This is a genomic window from Pyrobaculum calidifontis JCM 11548, from assembly GCF_000015805.1.
GTDB lineage: Archaea > Thermoproteota > Thermoprotei > Thermoproteales > Thermoproteaceae > Pyrobaculum > Pyrobaculum calidifontis.
In genome coordinates this window covers 511986-529650 of the sequence record NC_009073.1, presented here as the reverse complement: position 1 = coordinate 529650, position 17665 = coordinate 511986, and the positions used below count along the sequence as shown (strand labels likewise).

Annotated in this window: 19 protein-coding genes and 1 tRNA gene; 14 read left to right on the top strand and 6 right to left on the bottom strand. The window is 55.2% G+C overall.

Annotated elements, in window-relative coordinates:
- Positions 1-41: 41 nt before the first annotated feature.
- A complete protein-coding gene (locus PCAL_RS03000) occupies positions 42-503 on the top strand; it encodes a hypothetical protein (RefSeq protein WP_011849242.1) in 462 nt (153 codons plus the stop codon).
- On the opposite strand, the gene PCAL_RS02995 is transcribed toward PCAL_RS03000, so the two are convergent.
- Positions 500-1054, bottom strand: a complete 555-nt coding sequence (locus PCAL_RS02995) for a 50S ribosomal protein L22 (RefSeq protein ID WP_193322855.1) — start codon at positions 1052-1054, stop codon at positions 500-502. The genes PCAL_RS03000 and PCAL_RS02995 overlap by 4 nt on opposite strands.
- Before the next feature lie 58 nt (positions 1055-1112).
- Here PCAL_RS02995 and PCAL_RS02990 point away from each other — a divergent pair, with 58 nt between their 5' ends.
- The 5 genes from PCAL_RS02990 to PCAL_RS02970 all read left to right on the top strand — a co-directional run bounded on the left by PCAL_RS02990 (position 1113) and on the right by PCAL_RS02970 (position 3866).
- Positions 1113-1940, top strand: a complete 828-nt coding sequence (locus PCAL_RS02990) for a geranylgeranylglycerol-phosphate geranylgeranyltransferase (protein ID WP_193322980.1) — start codon at positions 1113-1115, stop codon at positions 1938-1940.
- Positions 1925-2620, top strand: coding sequence for an HAD family hydrolase (locus PCAL_RS02985; RefSeq protein WP_011849239.1), 696 nt, complete (start codon positions 1925-1927; stop codon positions 2618-2620). Before PCAL_RS02990 ends, PCAL_RS02985 begins: the two co-directional genes overlap by 16 nt.
- A gap of 86 nt (positions 2621-2706) precedes the next feature.
- A complete protein-coding gene (locus PCAL_RS02980; RefSeq protein WP_193322979.1) occupies positions 2707-3357 on the top strand; it encodes a 30S ribosomal protein S3 in 651 nt (216 codons plus the stop codon).
- Between the two features lie 30 nt (positions 3358-3387).
- On the top strand, positions 3388-3627 hold the full coding sequence (gene rpmC, locus PCAL_RS02975) for a 50S ribosomal protein L29 (protein ID WP_011849237.1): 240 nt from the start codon (positions 3388-3390) through the stop codon (positions 3625-3627).
- Positions 3624-3866 (top strand): ribonuclease P protein subunit, encoded by a 243-nt coding sequence (locus tag PCAL_RS02970; protein WP_011849236.1) that lies wholly within the window; start codon positions 3624-3626, stop codon positions 3864-3866. Before rpmC ends, PCAL_RS02970 begins: the two co-directional genes overlap by 4 nt.
- Here the strand turns inward: PCAL_RS02970 and PCAL_RS02965 are convergent.
- Positions 3847-4521 (bottom strand): methylenetetrahydrofolate reductase, encoded by a 675-nt coding sequence (locus tag PCAL_RS02965; RefSeq protein WP_011849235.1) that lies wholly within the window; start codon positions 4519-4521, stop codon positions 3847-3849. The two genes, PCAL_RS02970 and PCAL_RS02965, sit on opposite strands and share 20 nt — an antisense overlap.
- A complete protein-coding gene (locus PCAL_RS02960; RefSeq protein ID WP_011849234.1) occupies positions 4521-6818 on the bottom strand; it encodes a V-type ATPase 116kDa subunit family protein in 2298 nt (765 codons plus the stop codon). The genes PCAL_RS02965 and PCAL_RS02960 overlap by 1 nt, the downstream gene beginning before the upstream one ends.
- Before the next feature lie 97 nt (positions 6819-6915).
- Here PCAL_RS02960 and PCAL_RS02955 point away from each other — a divergent pair, with 97 nt between their 5' ends.
- From PCAL_RS02955 to PCAL_RS02925, 7 genes are read left to right on the top strand one after another with little or no spacing between them, the layout of a single operon-like run.
- Positions 6916-9072 carry a sodium-translocating pyrophosphatase gene (locus PCAL_RS02955; RefSeq protein WP_011849233.1) on the top strand — a complete coding sequence of 719 codons (2157 nt, stop codon included), beginning with the start codon at positions 6916-6918 and terminating at the stop codon, positions 9070-9072.
- Positions 9073-9091: 19 nt separating this feature from the next.
- A complete protein-coding gene (locus PCAL_RS02950) occupies positions 9092-10654 on the top strand; it encodes a GTP-binding protein (RefSeq protein ID WP_011849232.1) in 1563 nt (520 codons plus the stop codon).
- Complete coding sequence (gene cas4 / locus PCAL_RS02945) at positions 10635-11276, top strand: CRISPR-associated protein Cas4 (protein ID WP_011849231.1); 642 nt, start codon at positions 10635-10637, stop codon at positions 11274-11276. Before PCAL_RS02950 ends, cas4 begins: the two co-directional genes overlap by 20 nt.
- A gap of 42 nt (positions 11277-11318) precedes the next feature.
- Complete coding sequence (locus tag PCAL_RS02940) at positions 11319-13085, top strand: (Fe-S)-binding protein (protein ID WP_011849230.1); 1767 nt, start codon at positions 11319-11321, stop codon at positions 13083-13085.
- A 35-nt stretch (positions 13086-13120) separates the two neighbouring features.
- The gene (locus PCAL_RS02935; protein ID WP_011849229.1) at positions 13121-14176 is read left to right on the top strand and encodes an inositol-3-phosphate synthase; all 1056 of its coding nucleotides are present in this window, start codon (positions 13121-13123) and stop codon (positions 14174-14176) included.
- On the top strand, positions 14173-14475 hold the full coding sequence (locus PCAL_RS02930) for a PadR family transcriptional regulator (protein WP_011849228.1): 303 nt from the start codon (positions 14173-14175) through the stop codon (positions 14473-14475). The genes PCAL_RS02935 and PCAL_RS02930 overlap by 4 nt, the downstream gene beginning before the upstream one ends.
- Positions 14472-14909 carry a molybdopterin-guanine dinucleotide biosynthesis protein MobB gene (locus PCAL_RS02925; RefSeq protein WP_011849227.1) on the top strand — a complete coding sequence of 146 codons (438 nt, stop codon included), beginning with the start codon at positions 14472-14474 and terminating at the stop codon, positions 14907-14909. Before PCAL_RS02930 ends, PCAL_RS02925 begins: the two co-directional genes overlap by 4 nt.
- Positions 14910-15128: 219 nt before the next feature.
- Here the strand turns inward: PCAL_RS02925 and PCAL_RS02920 are convergent.
- The 3 genes from PCAL_RS02920 to PCAL_RS02910 form a co-directional block, all read right to left on the bottom strand.
- A tRNA-Ser gene (locus tag PCAL_RS02920) sits at positions 15129-15226 on the bottom strand.
- A 19-nt stretch (positions 15227-15245) separates the two neighbouring features.
- The gene (locus PCAL_RS02915) at positions 15246-15743 is read right to left on the bottom strand and encodes a protein-tyrosine phosphatase family protein (protein WP_011849226.1); all 498 of its coding nucleotides are present in this window, start codon (positions 15741-15743) and stop codon (positions 15246-15248) included.
- A complete protein-coding gene (locus PCAL_RS02910; RefSeq protein ID WP_011849225.1) occupies positions 15740-16981 on the bottom strand; it encodes a cytochrome c biogenesis protein in 1242 nt (413 codons plus the stop codon). The genes PCAL_RS02915 and PCAL_RS02910 overlap by 4 nt, the downstream gene beginning before the upstream one ends.
- A gap of 47 nt (positions 16982-17028) precedes the next feature.
- Between PCAL_RS02910 and PCAL_RS02905 the strand changes: the two genes are divergently transcribed.
- Positions 17029-17646 carry an MBL fold metallo-hydrolase gene (locus PCAL_RS02905; RefSeq protein ID WP_011849224.1) on the top strand — a complete coding sequence of 206 codons (618 nt, stop codon included), beginning with the start codon at positions 17029-17031 and terminating at the stop codon, positions 17644-17646.
- Positions 17647-17665 lie beyond the last annotated feature (19 nt).

Genomic DNA, 17665 nt, shown 5'->3' with positions numbered 1-17665 from the left:
TTTCACGGTAACTTTTATATAGTTTTATATACTCTCCTCCTATGCATATCGAGATTAGGGACCCGTCTCTGGTGGAGCGTCTCAGGCGTCTTCTCCCGCGGCCAGATGCGCCGTTCGATGATGTGATTGTGAAGCTTCTGGAGCAGCCTTGTAAGCTCAGGATTAGGGAGATTGTGGAGGAGGTCTTTGCCTCTGCTAATCTTGAGGAGAGGGTTGCTAAGGCGGTGGAGCAGGCCGTGTCGCGTAGTGTGGGGGATTTGGAGAGGAGGGTTGTCCACGCTGTGGAGAGGGCTGTCAGAGATTTTCTCCGTAGCTTGCCTGCGGGCGAGCTGGCGGGTGGGGGGTGGGACGCGGTGATTAGGGAGGCGAAGAGGCGCCCGGATGGCTGTCTCACGTTTTCAGAGATTCGCAGGCTTTATGGGAAGAATCTCAACAGTGTGATGTTGAGGAAGAGGGGGTTTGTGCAGAGGGAGAGGGGGCTTTGGTGTCTGCCTAAGGACTAGCGTTTTACTAGGTTTAGCTTGTAGCGTTTTGGCACAACCTCCTTGGGGAGCTCTGCGGCTACTATCTCCACGTTTACTGTCTCCTCGTTGAATGGTGTTGCTCTACCGAAGGCACGCGGCATGATGTTGGGGATTTTTATCCCCTTGTGGGCGGCGGCGTGGATAATGACTAGGCGCTCTACGTCGAGGCCTTTGAACTTGGCGTTGTTTTCTAGGTTTTCGAGGAGTTGGAGGTATCTCTTGGCCACTTTTACGGGCCACTTGGCCACTGGCCACCCCTCCCAGGGCGTTGCGTGGTGGGCCTGCTTCTTTTTGAATGTCTTTATAGGGATTGGTCTCTTTAGCTTTACCACGTCCTCTAGCCACGCCTTTGCCTGTTTAAGAGTCATCCCTTTGATAAACCTGGCCACTTCCACGCTCTTTTTCCATGACATTCTCTGCTCAGGGGCGTAGGCCTTGGCTATCTGCTCTGGGGTTATTCTTACTCCGTACTTCTTAAACACCAGCTCTGCCGCTTGTTCGTCTGTCAGAGAGTAGTGGAAGTGGGGCACGGGGCCCTTGGGAGTGTTGGTTATAAATATTTCTCTGCTCAGCCCCGTGGCGTCTCTACTGGGATTGTGGAGACTCATCAGGGGGGAGCACGGGGTTTTAGCCGCCTTAGCCTCCACAGCCTCTTACATGGTCGCGGGCGGCAGGAGCCTTGAGGCAGTTGCGCTGTTGGCAGTCTCCACGTTTTTAGCTGAGGCGGGGTTGTTTGCCCACAACGACTTGGCCAACTTGGAGGAGGACAGGGTCAATAGGCCGGGGGCTCCTCTGGTGACAGGTGAGGTGGGCTTGGGCGCGGCCAGGGCTGTGGCGTACGGCTCGCTTTCTGCAGGCGCGCTGGCCGCGGCTCTGCTGGGCCTTCTGCCGCTTGTCATCTACTTATCTGCGGCAATCCTCGGCACGGCCTACAACGCCAAGCTGAAGCGCGTGCCCTTTTTGGGCAACTTCATCGTGGCGTTTTTGACCTCTATGACTTATATCTATGGGATGGCGGCGGCTGGGGGCTTTTCGCCTGTGTTGGCGCTCCTCTTTGCCTCTTCGCTTGTGGCAAATTTGGGCAGGGAGTTTGTGAAAACGGCCATTGACGTTGAGGGCGACCTGAGGGCCGGGGTTAGGACCGCCGCCTCTCTGCTGGGGCCGGAGAGGGCCGCCAAGCTGGGGGCGTCTGTGACCGCGCTGTCGGCGGCGATTGGGCTGTGGCTGGTGGCCGCGGCTCTTGACTCGCGGTTGTACATTTTGGCAACTGGCGCCGCGGCGACTTCGGTCTTGCTCCTCTACTTCTCCGCCTCTGCGTGGAGGGGGGCTTGGGAGAGGTACAGGAGGGGCACCCTCGCGGCGTTTGGCGTCACACTAGTGGCGCTGGTCGTGGAGGCTCTATGGCTACTGTCCTAGTGGACTTGGATGGGACGCTCATCCCGCTCGACGCTTGGGAGCCCGTGTTTTTAGAAGTATGCGAGAGGATTGCCCGCCAGGTGGGGGCCACGGCTGAGGAGGTGTGGAAGAGGGCGCGGCGCAGGAATCTAGAACTTATGAGGGCCTTCGCCGTGGAGGCCTTTGACTGGCAGAGCTTGTTTCGCTCTGTGGCAGAGGAGCTGGGGGCACGGGAGGTGCCAGACTTGGTGGAGGTCTTGTACAAACACATCCACACGTTTAGGGTGAATAGGGGGGCATTTGAGGCGTTGCGCAGGCTTAGGGAGGCTGGCCACAGGGTCGAAATTGCTACCAACGGCCTTGCTGTTTATCAAATGGTGGTTATTAAACACCTCGGCTTAGACGGGCTGATAGATGGCGTCAGGACGTCGGACCGCTTTGGCTGCCCTAAGACGTGCCCTCAATACTTCCAAGGCGCCGATGTAATGGTAGGCGACAACGCCGTCTTTGACGTATATTTCCCGCAACGCTTCGGCCTCTTGACTATCTTCTACGGAGATTGGGACAGGGCGGCGCGGGTATACGGCGAGAGACTTGGCGTCGACCTCACCTCTACGAGGCCCGACGCGGAGATAGACTCGCTGGAGGAGTTGCCTGAGGCTGTGGAGACGGTGCTTAAGAGGAGGCTCAGCAAGGGGTGAATCGGTCACCCGTCGCCTTAAAGGAATCTACATCACCAGGGTGTATGTCTTAGAAAGTTTTAAAAATAGTGCCTATGTCTGTGGCGATGTCTACTGCGCAGAGGAGGTTGCCCGTCTACAAGAAGATCTTGGAGGAGAATAAGAAGAAGTGGATGATTAAGGAGTTCCTGGAGTACAGGCTTGCGAAATACGGCTACATAGACTCCGAGATTTTGAAGACTCCTCTTGGCACGCGTATTGTCATATATGCCGAGAGGCCTTCCAGGATTATAGGGAGGAAAGGCGCCATAGTGAAAGAGGTTAGTAGCATTTTGGCTAATAAGCTAGGCGTGGAGAATCCACAGATCGACGTAATAGACGTCTCCAAGATAGAGGCCCCAGAGCTGTTTCCCAAGGTCGTTGCGTATAGAATTGCCAACGCCATGGCTAGGGGGGTTAGATTTAGGCGCGTCATGTTTGTGGCAGTTAGACAGCTCATGGAGGCCGGGGCCAAGGGCTTTGAAATTGTGGTCAGCGGAAAGCTCTCCACCGAGAGGGCCAAGTTTGAAAAAATTACGTACGGCAAGTTGTATAAGATAGGGTATGATGCGAAGAACCGGGTGAGGAGGGCTGTTGTGCACGTCCTCCTGAAGCCTGGCATATACGGCATAGAGGTCAGAATTACGCCAGCGACGCTTCGGTACTCCGACGAGTATAAGATAAAGCCGCCTACGAGGCCGGAGGCCGCCGCCCAATAATTTTAATAAAGGCCTACTTACACTGGCCCTATGTCTGAGAGAAAGCTCAAGCCCAAGGCCTTGAGAGAGATGTCGCCAGAGGAGCGGAGGGAGCTCTTGAATCAGCTTAGGGCAGAGCTTGTAAAACTACAGACACAAAGGTCAAGAGGGTTCGTCGAAAAGCCCGGACGCATTAGGCAAGTTAGGAGGATGATCGCCAGGATTTTGACTATTGAGAGAGAACTGGCGAAGGCGGGCGCGCGAGCGGAGAAGGGCGGCGCTAAGGCTTGAGCCCCCGTTGTCTAGACCTATTGGGGAGAGAAGTTTCCACATACAAGTGCTCCTACAAAGTCAGGGGCGTGGTGGTTGGGGAGACTTACAACACCTTCCTAGTGCTTAGCGGCGGTAGAGTTGTGACAGTGCCAAAGGCCCCGTGCCACTTCTATATACACGACATTGGAAAACTTGTGAACGGGATCTACCTAGTGGGGTACAGAGATAGGCGGCTTTTTACCTGTGGCTTGCTTTAATCTGCTTGAGCACTTCCACAAGGGCTTCAAAGTCCCCTGGGGCAGAGATTATAACTGCGTCGACTAACCCGTCGATTTCCTCTGCCAGCTCCACTGCCCTTTGGGGCGGCACCGCCGTTTGGCGAAGTCGTTGGATTAGGGGCGCGTTTTTAGGCGTCTCAACTATTATGTAGGGGTATACATTCCGCGGCAGGCCCCTTAGCTGGTCTTTATGGCTGAAGTGTAGCGCGAGGTAGAAGTCTGCCCCCGCCTCCAGCCTTTTCGCATACTCTCTTCGTAGGCTGAGGAGCGCCCCAGCTTTGAGGCCCATCTTCTTGGCCTCGGCAATTGCCTCCTCTGTGGTCACGTCTCTCACGGGGGAGCCCTCTGCTGGAGGGTCGCCCTGAAGCAAGACGACGTATTCTAGGCCGAGTAGGCGCGCGGCGCCTAGTAGCGACTTGAGGCCTGTCTTGTTGACGTCTAGGAGGCGTATGTGGACAATTGGCTCGAGACCTTGTTGCATTGCTAACACGCCGACGGCTAAGGAGTGGGCCGTGGCCTTCCCCCCCGGCGCCTCAGGTATGTCGACCTTGTCCACAAGCGTCTTGAGCTTGGCTAATTTCTTTAAGATCAGGTCTCTGTTTAGCGATGACGTTATCTCGGCTACTACCTCCATTACGGCAGTACCAACGGCTGGAAAAGCCTGCCCTTCCCCTCGTAGAACTTAGAGAGCACCTCGTAGAAGACGAGGCGGAGCGATTGGACAAACGAGAAGAGGCCCTCAGCTGCTGCAATTAGGGCGTGTCCAAACACGGCGAATAGGATTCCGGGGGCTCCTAGGCCGAGGGCCACGCCGTTGACGAGCTTTGTGAGAACTCCGTGTATCATTATGAGGATTACCAGACGGGAGAAGCTGGGTATGTTGGCCAATGCGCCAAGTGCCCCCTCGACGATTCCCACTATAAATTCGTCTACCACCGGCGGGGCCTCCTCGTGGTGTCTATACCTCGCTCTTATTACGACGACGCCGATGGCGCTCCAAACTATGAAGAGTAGGGCTAAATACCCCCATGGAAGCCCCATCAACGGCTCTAAGTAGTACATGCCCATGGGCTGCCAGATGAGAGAGAAGAACACCATGCCAAGCGAGAAGAAGAACAACAGCTGGGGGAGCGCGATGGCGAGCGCCACGTCTCCCTCGCCCTTAAGCACAGTGTTTATGAGCTTGGAGAGGAATGCGAGCAGTAGAAGTAGGAACCCCAGCAGAAACGCCGCTGCCAGCGACGCCTTTACGCCGTCGACTTCCACAAACGTCTTGTGTCCAAATAAGGGGAGTATGGGGGCTGTGGGCAGGTGTATTCCAAACTCCTCTAGGTGGAAGCCGAAGGCCTCTTGGTAGACGAAGGCGCCGAAGAACATTGAGACAAGGCCTGTTATAGTCCATATGACCCCCCAGTCCCTATGCCTCCCCCCGTAGAGCTTTGTCAATAGTAAGATCCCGAGTAGGAAGAGGAGAGATCCGTGGCCGAGGTCTCCGTACATCCAGCCAAAGAAGACTGGGAATATCAAAGCCACGAGGGGCACTGGGCTTATCTCGATGGGCTTCGGCACTCCGTACATGTATACAATTTTTGTAAACTGCCTTATCGGAGCTGGGTACTTCTCCAGGGTGGGCCTCCGCTCCGCTGGAACTCTGTCAATGTACTTATACCTCACCCTCTTAACGATGTCTAGCTTGGCAGAGTTTTTCCTGACAAATTCCACAAGGGCGTCGTCCACCTTCTTCACGTCGCGCTCTAAGACGTAGAATATTAGCGTGGCCACGTCATTGTGCTCATCCCACCTCTTGTCCCCGTACACGGAGTATTCGCTGTAAAGCCTCTCCAAGGCCTCACGCTCTCTTTTAACGCGTTGTAGAGCCGCTTCCGTTGACTTTATCGCCTCTTCTACTACTCTCTTGCCATTTTCTACGTCCAAGAGATACTCGGAGGGCACCTCCACGCCCTTTGCCTCCCCCTTGACTAAGGCCACTTTAACCCCGTCTATCTCCTGTATTATGTGAGGTGCGTTTATAGGCATTTGTGGGTCTATGAAGAGTTTAAAGCCTTCAGGTATTTTCACGCCCCCGCTTAACGCGTCTAAGACCTTCCTAATCTTGTGAAGGTTCGACAGCTGTGCTTCCAACCTCTTTATTTCAGCTTCATAAGAGGCAAAGAGGCGGCCCATCTCTGTGCCCTCGTCTATTGCAGACCTGTTAAATACGTCAATAACTAAGGCAAGCGCCTCCCTGAGAGTGTGTGCGTAGTCTAAGACCTCTCTGTGTCTCTCCAACGCCTCTCTAAGCCCCCTCTCAGCCTGTCTCAGCTTCTCCTCCAGCGCCTCCTGAGGCTCTATCTCCTCCAGCTCTTTGAACGTGAACAGTTGTACGCCCAGCTTCTCCAGCGCCGACTTGAGCTGTTGCGCAAACTTGCGCTCCGCCGTTATCATGAAAACGTTGCCTTGTTGTACAACTGCCGCATTAAACGACTTACAGAGCTCGGCCACTTCCTTGGCGCTTCTCCCAGCCAAGACTATAAACACATCCACGGCCTCTGTGGCAGGCGGGCGAAGCGCCTTGAAGCTAGACAACTCCCGCGATATTGCGAGCTTCGTCTTAAGCTCGTCCATAAGCCTTGCATAATACGATACCTCCTTAGTCACGCCCTCCAATTTTTCGAGCACTTGGCCGATCTGCTCCTCTAGCGAGCTGAGGGGCAGGGGCACGGTCTTCGGCTGGAGGTAGGCAGATAGTTGGCCCAACATCTCGCCAAGCCTCTTCGCCTGTTGCAGAATGGCGGGATCTCTGGGCTTTGGGAGCTTCTCAGGTCTATCCTCGAACATCGCCACGCCGGCCTTCCCTATGAAGTATATCAGCTCGGGGAGGAGCTCGACGTTTCCAGCAATTCTAAACTCGACAACTCTTTCTAAAGGCACTGGGGCGGTAGTGTAGGGTTTTTAAAGTGTTGAGTGTACGTATAGAATACGTAGACGTCAGAAATAAACTTTAATAAGAGGGCATTGGGGGGCCCCTATGTTTATACCCATATTTGGGCTCATAGTTGGTGCTATAGGAGTTGTATATGCTATATACCTCGCCAGATGGGTTCTTAGCCAAGACCCTGGGAATGAGAAAATGCGCTTTATTTCACAGGCTATTGCCACAGGCGCTAGGGCGTATCTCTTTAGGCAATATAGAACCTTGGCGATACTCCTGGCGGTACTGGCCGTGTTGATACTAATAGCAATAGATCTTCCTCGTGGCACAAATGGCTTGACGGCTCTTGGCTTTGTTGTTGGCGCTCTCGGCTCCATGTTGGCGGGGTACCTAGGCATGTATGTCACAACTCGGTCGGCTTCGCGTGTTGCGCAGGCGGCGGCCATAGGCGGGATGGGGAAGGCTCTACTTGTCTCGTGGCGCGCTGGCGCTGTTATGGGTCTATCGCTTGCGGGCATCGCGCTTCTCTTAATCTCAGGATTTTACCTAGCCTTCAGGGCTGTGACATCTGACTGGGCAGTGCCGCTGGTGGCCCTTGGGTTTGGGGCAAGCTTGGTGACGTTGTTCATGCGTGTCGGCGGCGGGATTTACACAAAGGCGGCCGACCTCGGCGCAGATCTCGTGGGCAAGATAGAGGCTGGCATTCCTGAAGACGACCCAAGGAACCCCGGCGTCATTGCAGACAACGTCGGAGACAACGTCGGCGACGTAGCTGGCATGGCCGCCGACGTCTACGAGTCTTACATTGTCACAGTGACCGCCGCCATATTTCTCGCCGCCATCCTCGGGCTAGCGTCGGCATATATAGACGCCATAATTCTCTTTGCGGCTCTGGCCCTTATTGCCACGTTTATCGGAGTCAACCTGTTAAAAACCACCGGGGTCAAGCACCCGCTCTCCTCTATAAACATGGCGGTGTACTTCACCATAGGCATAGCAATAGTCCTGTTTTTTGCAGGCACGTTTGTCCTAGGCCTAGACTTTGCGAAAGCCGCCGCGCTCGCGGCCGCGGCTTCTTTGGGCGCCGCGCTGGCCCCCATTATTGTCAAAATAACGGACTACTACACCTCGTATAACTACGGCCCTGTCAGGAGAATAGCGGAGCAGGCCAAGATAAGTCCCGCCACAGTCATAATAACGGGATACGGTGAGGGCCTAATGAGCGCGATACCAGTAATTGCTATAATAGTGGCCGTGCTCGGCGTGTCGTATGCAATAGGCTACTACACAGTCCCCGTACAGGGCTTTGGAGAATGGTCTAAATACCTAGCTGGGATTTTCGGCACCGCGATAGCCAGCGTGGGTCTCTTGGTGGTCGCCGGTATAATAATAACTGCGGACTCCTACGGTCCAGTCTCAGACAACGCCAACGGCGTTGTGGAAATGGCAGGCCTGCCTGAGAGCGTGCGCGAGGTAACGGATGTGCTCGACAGCGTTGGCAACACTACAAAGGCGACGACAAAGGGCTATGCTATAGCAAGCGCGGCGCTGGCGGCGTTGGTCTTATTCATAGCGTTGATATTCGAAATAGTTCAAGCATACTCGAAGATTGTGGGCACCACAAACCTTGTAGCAGTGCTCTCGGACAGCTTAAGAGGTCTTTCAATTATAAACGTAAATGTACTAATTGGCGCATTTATCGGAGTCTCTCTCGTCTACTTCTTCACGAGTCGTACTCTGGGAGCAGTGGGGCGCACCGCGATGGAGATAGTGGAAGAGATTAGGCGTCAGTTTAGGGAGAAGCCGGGCATCCTCGAGTGGAAGGAGCAGCCTGACTACGCCAGGGTTGTGGATATTGCGACAAGGCGCGCGCTGGGCGAGTTCCTAGTGCCAGGCCTAGCCGCCATAGTGGTTCCTCTGTTGACCGGGCTGGTTCTGGGCTGGAACGCGTTGGCTGGGCTAATCATGGGCGCAATAGTGGCCGGAGTCCCCCGTGCCCTCCTTATGGCCAACGCCGGCGGCGCTTGGGATAACGCAAAGAAGTACATAGAGCTACAGGGGCTTAAGAAGACCGAGATGCACAAGGCCGCGGTCATCGGCGACACAGTGGGCGATCCGTTTAAAGACACGTCGGGCCCCTCGCTGAACCCGCTCATAAAGGTGTTAAACACGTTGTCTGTGGTCTTCGCCTACGCCATAGTGCTGGCAAACGTGGCGTTGGGCATATACCCAATGGGCCTACTGCCATTTTAAACCCCCCACTTTTTTAATTGTGGATTTTTACCCCCCGGAGTCCGAGGAGGGCAACGTCGAGTACAAGCTTGTCCTAGGCGAGGGGGATTTGGACAAGCTCGGGGGCCAGCTGAAGAGGCGCCTCTTGGAGGGCGGCGGCGAGGCCATCTACGTCATAGGCGTTTCAAACGACGGGAGGCCTCTCGGGCTTCCCGACGACGAGTTGTTTAAGTCGCTGGGAGTGTTGAGAGAAGTCGCCAAGAGGGTTGGCGCATCTCTGCATCTCTTGAGAATTTCGGAGGGCGTCAGAGGCAAAGTCGCCGAGGTGTTGATAAGGGCAGTTGGAAGAGAGGAGCCCCCGCCCACTGTGACAATAATCGTGTTGGGCAACGTGGACGCGGGCAAGTCTACCCTCGTGGGCGTCTTAACCACTGGGAAGCTAGACGACGGGAGAGGGCTGGCCAGGGCCTACGCCTCGCGGTATAAACACGAGGTGTTGACAGGCCGCACCTCCGCAGTCTCTATGAGGCTTTTGGGATTTGTAGGAGACTCCGTGGTTAATCACAAGCTGGTGGATCCGCTGGACGAGGCGGAGGTCTACCGGCGGTCCGACAAGCTCGCCCTGTTGGTGGACGTGGGGGGCCACGAGAGGTATGTGAGAACAGTCCTCAGAGGCCTCTTTAGCTCTGAGCCAGACTACGCCGCTTTGGTGGTGGCCGCGAACTCCGGCGTCCAGAAAATGACTAAGGAGCACTTGGGAGTGGCAGTGGCGCTCGGCATCCCCGTATTCGTGGTTGTGACAAGGGTAGACATAGCTCCGCCCGAGGTGTTTCAGAGGACTGTGGAGGAACTGGTCAGATTGTTGAAGATGCCGGGGGTGAGCAAAATACCCTATGTGGTTAAAGACATGGGCGACGTAGTGCTGGCCGCGAGGGCCATGTCCTCGGGACGCGTGGCGCCCATATTCTACGTGTCTAATGTAACGGGGCAGGGCGTAGACATGCTTGCAAAGTTCATCGCCCTGCTTCCCAGGAGGAGGCGCTGGGACTCGGGGGGAGAGCCCCTCCTCTACATATCCGACATATACATGGTCAAGGGCGTGGGAGTGGTGGTGGGGGGGCTCGTGGAGAGGGGCGCGGTAAAGGTCGGGGAAAGGCTGTGGCTGGGGCCCTACGAGGACGGGAGGTGGGCGCCTGCGGTAGTTAAATCTATACACTTGAACAGAACCCCCGTCGAGCGAGTGGGCGCGGGGAACTTCGTCACCATAGCCCTCGACAGAGTAGAAGACGTGGAGAAGGGCATGGTGCTGGCCGCCAGGCCGTTGCCCAGCGTGAGAGAGGTGGTGGCCGAAGTCCTCGTATTAAGGCATCCCACCGCGATTAGGGCAGGCTTCTCGGGCGTCTTTCACTACAAGGCCATCAGGGCCAGCGCATACATAAAAGAGCTCGACAGGGGGGTCCTCATGGCAGGCGACAATGGGGTGGCCCGCATAGCGTTCACGCGGCCTTGGTACATCGAGGGTGGGGTCTTCATTTTTAGAAATGGACCGACGCGTATATTTGGTAGAGTAGTGCGCCTAGAAAATGGAACTGCTATCTCCTAAGCCGCTCTGTAGCGTCGTAAACTGTGAAGACTTGGAGAAGCTCGACCACGTCAGCGCCTTGAACGAGCTGAGGAGAGAACAGGAGATATTCAAGTTGCTTCCGGGGATCTACGCACATAGGTACGACTTCAGACGTGTCTCTCCCTCAATTATAAACGACTTTGAATATTGCCCCCGCCTACTGTGGGTTCAGCACAAGCTCGGGCTCAAGTTGCTCAGCGAGAAGTCGGTGGTGTCCATAATAAGGGGTAGAATTCTGCACGAGAGATACGAACGGCTCCTCTCTCAGTACGAGAACGTGGTTGCTGAGTACAAGGTTGAGATAGGCGACCTCGTGGGCGTAGTGGACTTGGTGATTAAACGCGGCGGCGAGTATATACCTGTTGAGATAAAGACTGGCTTCAGCAAGGAGGCTCACAAGACTCAGCTACAGATATACATATCTATGTTGAAGGCCCGTTTCGGCTACCTGGTATACAGAAACCACGTGGAGGTAGTACACAGGAACGACGCCGCGCTTGACGTGCTTAAGAAAATACGTGAAATTCTCAGCGCCAGAGAAGCGCCGCCGGCAAAATGCAATAGCTGTATATTTAAACCCATATGTAAAAATCTTCTATAGAAGCTGAAACCATATTTATAAATCGCGCATATTCTGCGCCTTATGATAAACGAAGTACTACTATCGCTGTTTTTATTAACATTTATAATATTTGCAGTTTTATTATGGAAACGAATAAAGCTCTACAATAAGAAAATAGACTTTGTAAAACTAATAATCCATGAATTTAAAGAGGCGGCACGCGGCGGAGTTGGATACATGCACTTCTCAATTGCGTCAGGCGTAGTTCTCTCCGTCGTGCTAGCCCTCCTAGACTTTGCCCCCGCTGCTAAACTCGCCCTGTGGCTAATAAGCCTGCCAATAATCGCCGGGCTTATCGCGGCCGCATTATACCGAGTGGGAGTCTTTATACGTAGCGGAGTCATTCACAGAAGGCTAGGAGAAGACAAGAAATTCGTATCAGAGTCCAACAAAATGCAACTAGTGCTACTCTTCATAATAATACTGACAACCCTCGACTTGTCGTTGTCAATATTCAACTCGGCAATATCAAACACAATTGGGATACTGAGGAACATACTGCTCGCGGCGTTCTACGTAAAACCGGCTGCCAATCTAATGGTCAACTACGACAGAGAGTTGTCCCACTTCAGAATTCCCTTTAGGCTAGAGGACGTAATAGAGGGCAAGATAAAGCCCGAGGAGGTAAAATTCGGCTATGAAAAAATAGCCGACGTAGACAAAGACGTCGTCTTGTCGTGCCAGTCCTGCGGAGAGATAGGCGCATGCGACGCGGGGTGTCCAGCTGTGGCCGCTGGCCGCCTGCTCTCGCCGAGAGTCGTGGTCAGAACCGTTGCGCTGAACTCCAACAACCCCGAGTTCGAGCTTGCGGTAAAGCTGGAACAACAAGCCTGGGCGTGTACGACATGCGGCTACTGCGTCTACGCATGCCCCGTAAGAGTAAACCACCTAGACGTAATATTCGGCGTAAGACGCGCCCTTGTTGCACAGAGCAAGGTAGACAAGAAGATCGCCGATGTGTTAATGTCGGCTTCGCAATACGGCAATACCATGTCAACTCCCAACACGGGCAGACACGACTGGCTCTACAGCCTAGGAGTCAAGCACATATCGGAGAACCCAAACGCCGAGTACCTCCTGTGGGTCGGGTGTATGGGGAGCTTCGACGGCAGGGCGAGACAAATAGTGCAAGCCCTTGTCGAGGTGTTAAAGAAGGCGGGCATGTTGGAGAAAATCGCCGTGCTAGGAGACGAGGAGACTTGTTGCGGCGACCCAATAAGGAGACTTGGCGAAGAAAGCAGGTTCCAAGAAATAGTGCTAAACAATAAAGAGATATTTAACAAATATAGAATAAAGAAAATTATAACAATATGTCCACACGGCTACAACACGTTTAAAAACGACTACAAACGCCTTGGGGTAGAGCTAGAGGTATACCACCACGTAGAAATACTGCAAAAGTTGGCGGATGAGGGGAAGATATCCGTGAAAAGCCTAGGCGCCAGTCTAACAATACACGACCCCTGCTACCTGGCCAGGTACAACAAGGTGGTGGAACCCCAGAGGAAGATAGTGGTCAAGCTAGGAGAGCTCAAAGAGCCTCCGAGAAGAGGCGATAAGACGTTCTGCTGTGGCGCTGGCGGCGGAAACTACTGGTACGACGTTCCAGAGGAGAAGAGGATAAGCCACATACGCTTCGAGGAGCTGGAGAAGACCGGCGCGTCGACCATTGTGACGCTGTGCCCCTTCTGCAACGCAATGCTACTCGACGCCAAGAGGACTAAGGAGAGCAAAGTGGAGGTAAAAGACCTCGTGGAGCTCGTCGCCGAGTCTCTCGGCGGCGCTTAACCAAATTGTTTATTAACAAGTCTGTTTAGATAGACGTGTCCATCAGAGTCGGAATAGTGGGTGTCGGCAACTGCGCCTCGGCCCTGGTACAGGGGATCGAGATGTACAAGAGAAACCCAGAGGCGGAGCCGGCCGTCGCGTTTAAAGAGATAGGGGGCTACACGCCGAGAGACATAGTTTTCACCTCGGCGTTTGAAATCGACGCGAGAAAGGTGGGCCTAGACTTGGCGGAGGCCATATTTCAGCCGCCCAACAACGCCTCTGTGGTCTACAAGCCCCCGAGACTGGGCGTAGTGGTGAAGCCAGGCCCAGCCCTGGACGGAGTCCCCGAGGGAGGACTCGTGCCTAAGATCGTGGAGGGGTCCGTGGACGATGTGGTAAAGGAGCTCAATTCTACAAACACCGAGGTGCTGGTCAACTACCTCCCCACTGGGGCGAAGAAGGCCGCCGAGGCCTACGCAGAGGCTGCGCTGAGGGCTGGGACGGCGTTTGTGAACGCGATGCCGGCCCCCATAGCCACGAGCGAGTACTGGCAGAGGAAGTTCAGCGAGAGGGGCATTCCCCTGCTGGGCGACGACACCCAGAATCAGATAGGGGCAACCGTGTTGCATAAGACGTTGATAAGGCTCTTGGCGCTGAGAGGCGTCAGGATAAAGCACACATACCAGATAAACGTCGGGGGGACGCCCGACTTCGTAAACCTCATGTATAGACGCGGCGACAAGGAGAAGACAAAGACGGCGGCTGTGAAAATGATGGCTCAGGGGCAGGAATTCGACGCCTACATCTCGCCAGTGGCCTACATAAGCTTCTTGGGGGATAGAAAAATAGCGCATACGCTAATTGAGGCTGAGATATTCGGCGGATTGCCTATACGCATCGAGGCAACACTCGACGTACACGACGCCTGGAACAGCGCCGCCGTGGTCACAGACGCAGTGAGGCTCGCGAAGCTGGCGCTTGACAGAGGGATAGGCGGCCCCCTGATAGCCGCCTCCGCCTGGGGCTTCAAAAACCCGCCAGTGCACATGAGCCCCGACGAGGCCTACAGAGCGGTGCTAGAGTTCATAGAAGGCAAGAGAGAGAGGTGAAGGCCTACCAGCGGTTCAAACGTTGCATAGGTAAGGGAAACCTCTGGCTGTACGTAGTAAGTCTCTTAAACAAAAAGGGCCCACTGCACGGCTATGCGATAATACAGGAGTTGCGCAAACTCGGCTTCAACATAAGCACAGTATACGGCTACGTTTTGTTAAAGAGAATGGTCACCGACGGCGTTTTGGTAGAAGTAGAGGAGGGCGGCAAAAAGCTCTACGCCGCGTCTCCACAGGCACAAGAAAACTTCAAAAAAGCCATAGAGGAATTGCAAGACCTAATAAAAGCTCTAACATGACGTGCGTAATCCAGATAACTGGAGGGAAAGACGTGGGAAAAACGGTTGTCGCCGAGAGGCTAATAAAGAGGTTAAAAGCCAGCGGGAAGACCGTCCTCGCAGTGAAAATAAGCCACCACGACCCCGAGCCCCCCACCAAAGACACCCACAGACTGAGAAAGGCCGGCGCCGACAAGGTGCTCTTCTACAACGGCCAGATCTACGTCCTATACACGACCGCAGTCAAGTGCGAAGACCTTCAGGCAGACTACATAATAGTAGAGGGGCTACGAGACGCGAAGCTCGGATACAAGATACACATAGGCCCCGATCCTCCGCCCGACGCCGACCTCGTACTAAACAGCGCCGAGGCAGAGCCAGAGGTCGCATGCGTACGCCAAGACCCCTGCACATTACTCGAAGCAATATCAAAATACAAGCCCCCATCCCACTAAGCTTTAACTTGCCTTTGCCAGCTACAGACACCGCCGCTCTCTCTGTGCCTCAAAGAGTCTGGAATCCGACCCCTAAATTCTATTGTTTCGCATTTTGCCTTCTTCTACTCCTTTTTCCTGTCTACATGTGGCTTCTGCCGTACGTCTATGTCTGTAGTAATCCCCTGCGGGGGAAGTCTCAGAGATAGGAAACGGGCTCGTATCAGAATTAAAAGAACACGCCGGGGGTGGGATTTGAACCCACGCCCCCTGAACGGGGACGGGATCTCCCGTGGACATCTCAAGTCCCGCGCCTTGGGCCGCTCGGCCACCCCGGCGTCACTTATTGTTCTCTCTCTATTTAATGTTTTTGCCCTGTATGTTGCACACGTCTCGGTATGTTGCTTCTACTTCTAACAGGGCGTAGTACTGCTGGTCTGTTAGAGAGATGTGTGGGTTTACCCGCTCAACGTGTCTTATGGCGTCGTCGGCTTTTAGGCATCTCGTAGCTATTAGATATGCCGCGAGTAGGGTGGGGGTGCGCCCCATTCCGCCCACGCAGTGTACCAACACTGCGCCGCTTCTCGCCTTGGCCTTGACTAACTCCACCAGCTCAATGAGCCCCCTGGGCGGGTAGCCGTCTGGCGTTGGCCAGTGTATCCACTCTATGCCCCTCTCCTCGAGGGCTCTTCTAAACTCGAGAAGCCCCCACCGCCCGTAGTACTCCACTTCCCACGCCTCTGCCAGCGTTATGACTGTGCGTATGCCGGCCTTTGCCCACTTGTCTACGTCGTCTCTCCTCGGCATGCAGGAGCCGGCTACTCGCTCGTCGACCCAGTAGGGGCACTCCATCATACGAGCAGTGTTATAGTCCTGAGCCCAAACGCCTCGCCTATTAGCAATATTCCGAGCACGATTGAGGCTATCCCCACGGCGTATTCTATCCTCCTGCCCAGCCTGCTCCACTTAAGCGTGGCTGTTCTACGGGCGCTTTTCTGAACCGCGTAGACCACTGCGTAGATCACGGCGGCAAGACCCGCGGCGTAGGCCAATGTGTTGAAGAACACGGCGAGGTAGTCCCTGCTCAATGCCGCCGCGACTAGGCTTCCCATTGCGACTACGCCGAGGAAGGGGGCGACGCAAGGCATCCAGACGGCGCCTAGCGAGGCGCCTAGCGCCAAGTCGCCGACCGCGCCTGCGCCCCTCTTTGTGAGCTTGTAGGCCCTGGTCTGGAGGCTGGACACCCACATTAGGAAGGCCTTGTTGAAGCGCTCTATCACGAAGATGAGCCCAATGGCCACTAGCACCACCCCGCCTATCAGGTAGAGGGCTGTGGTCGCGGCGGCGCGGGCCCAGGCGGCGGCCGTCGTGGCTAGGGCGGCCAACGCCGCGAAGGATATTACCATGCCCAACAAGACCAGGGCCAAGTTCCTCCTGGCGAGGTATGTCGTAGCCGCTATAGTGACGACGGGCAAGACGCATGGGGAAAACACGCTAGCGGCGCCGGCCGCGAAGGAGAGGGCTATCTGTGCAACGGTTCCCAGGGGGCTCGTCGTTTGTGTCGCCGTCGTTGGCTCTGCAGTCTGCGTTGTGGATGGACGGGGGGTCGCCTCAGTGGGTTGGGTGTAGGCTAGTTTTACTAGTTCTATCAACTGGGGAGCCTCAACTGCTCCTACTATCACCATTGTTAAGTGTATTGTGCCGTTTTTTACGTAGCCCAGCACCAGGGTTGGAGTAGCGTAGATTGGCACTTCCACTTGGCCAGATGCCTTGGACACCCTCAGGGAGCCTTGGTACACGTACACAGAGCCGTCAGCGACGACCTTTATGCTTGTCACGGGGTAGGCGGCCAAGTCTATGGAGACTAGGTTTACTCCTCTGAGGGCCTGGGCCACTTGGGGCTTGGGGAATACTTCCCCCTTTAATTTGGCGCAGCCAAGGCAGTTGGGCTGGTGTATAAATATGAGGACGGGCCCGTCGACGAGCGCTCTGTTGAAGTCGTCGCCGGAGTTTACGTCTGTGAAGTGTAATTGGCCTATTGTCAGCGAGTAGGCGAGAAACGCCGCCGCCAATACTGCCAAGAGCGTCCGCATCGCCCACCCCCCATGTAGAAGTTAAATATTTTCCCTCCACTGCCTGTGTGGAAGTGCAGTGGGTGGAGGCGGGCCCGCTTCTCACGAATACCTACGTGGTCTGCGACTTGGATGAGTGCGTCGTGGTGGACCCCGCCGGCGGCGTGCGGGAGGTCTTGAGGCTCGTGGGGAAGAGGGCCGTGGTGGCTGTTGTGGCGACGCACCTCCACTTTGACCACGTCTTGTCTGCCGCCGAGGTCGTAGAGGCTGTTAATGCGCCTTTTCACGCCCACTACGATGACTGGCGCATATACCGCGAGTTAAACAGTGTGGCTGTGGAGTGGGGGTTTGAGGTGCCTGTGTTGCCCGCTCCGAGACCGCTTGGCGAACGGCTTTGGAAGCTTGAGGTAATCCATACGCCGGGCCACACCCCGGGCTCTGTCTCGTTGCTGGGGGACGGCTTTGTGCTAACCGGGGATACCCTATTCAAAGGCACGGTAGGCCGCACAGACCTCCCTTTTGGGGATTGGCGGCTTTTAGTGAAGTCCGTGTGTAAACTCTACCAACTGCCCGGCGGCTACAGAGTGTACCCCGGCCACGGCCCAGCCACGTACCTGGGAGAGGAGGCGTTGTACAACGTGGTCAACCGCTCAGTTTGTGAAAGCGGGGTGTACCGCATCACATAAATTGTTGTCCCCAGAGACG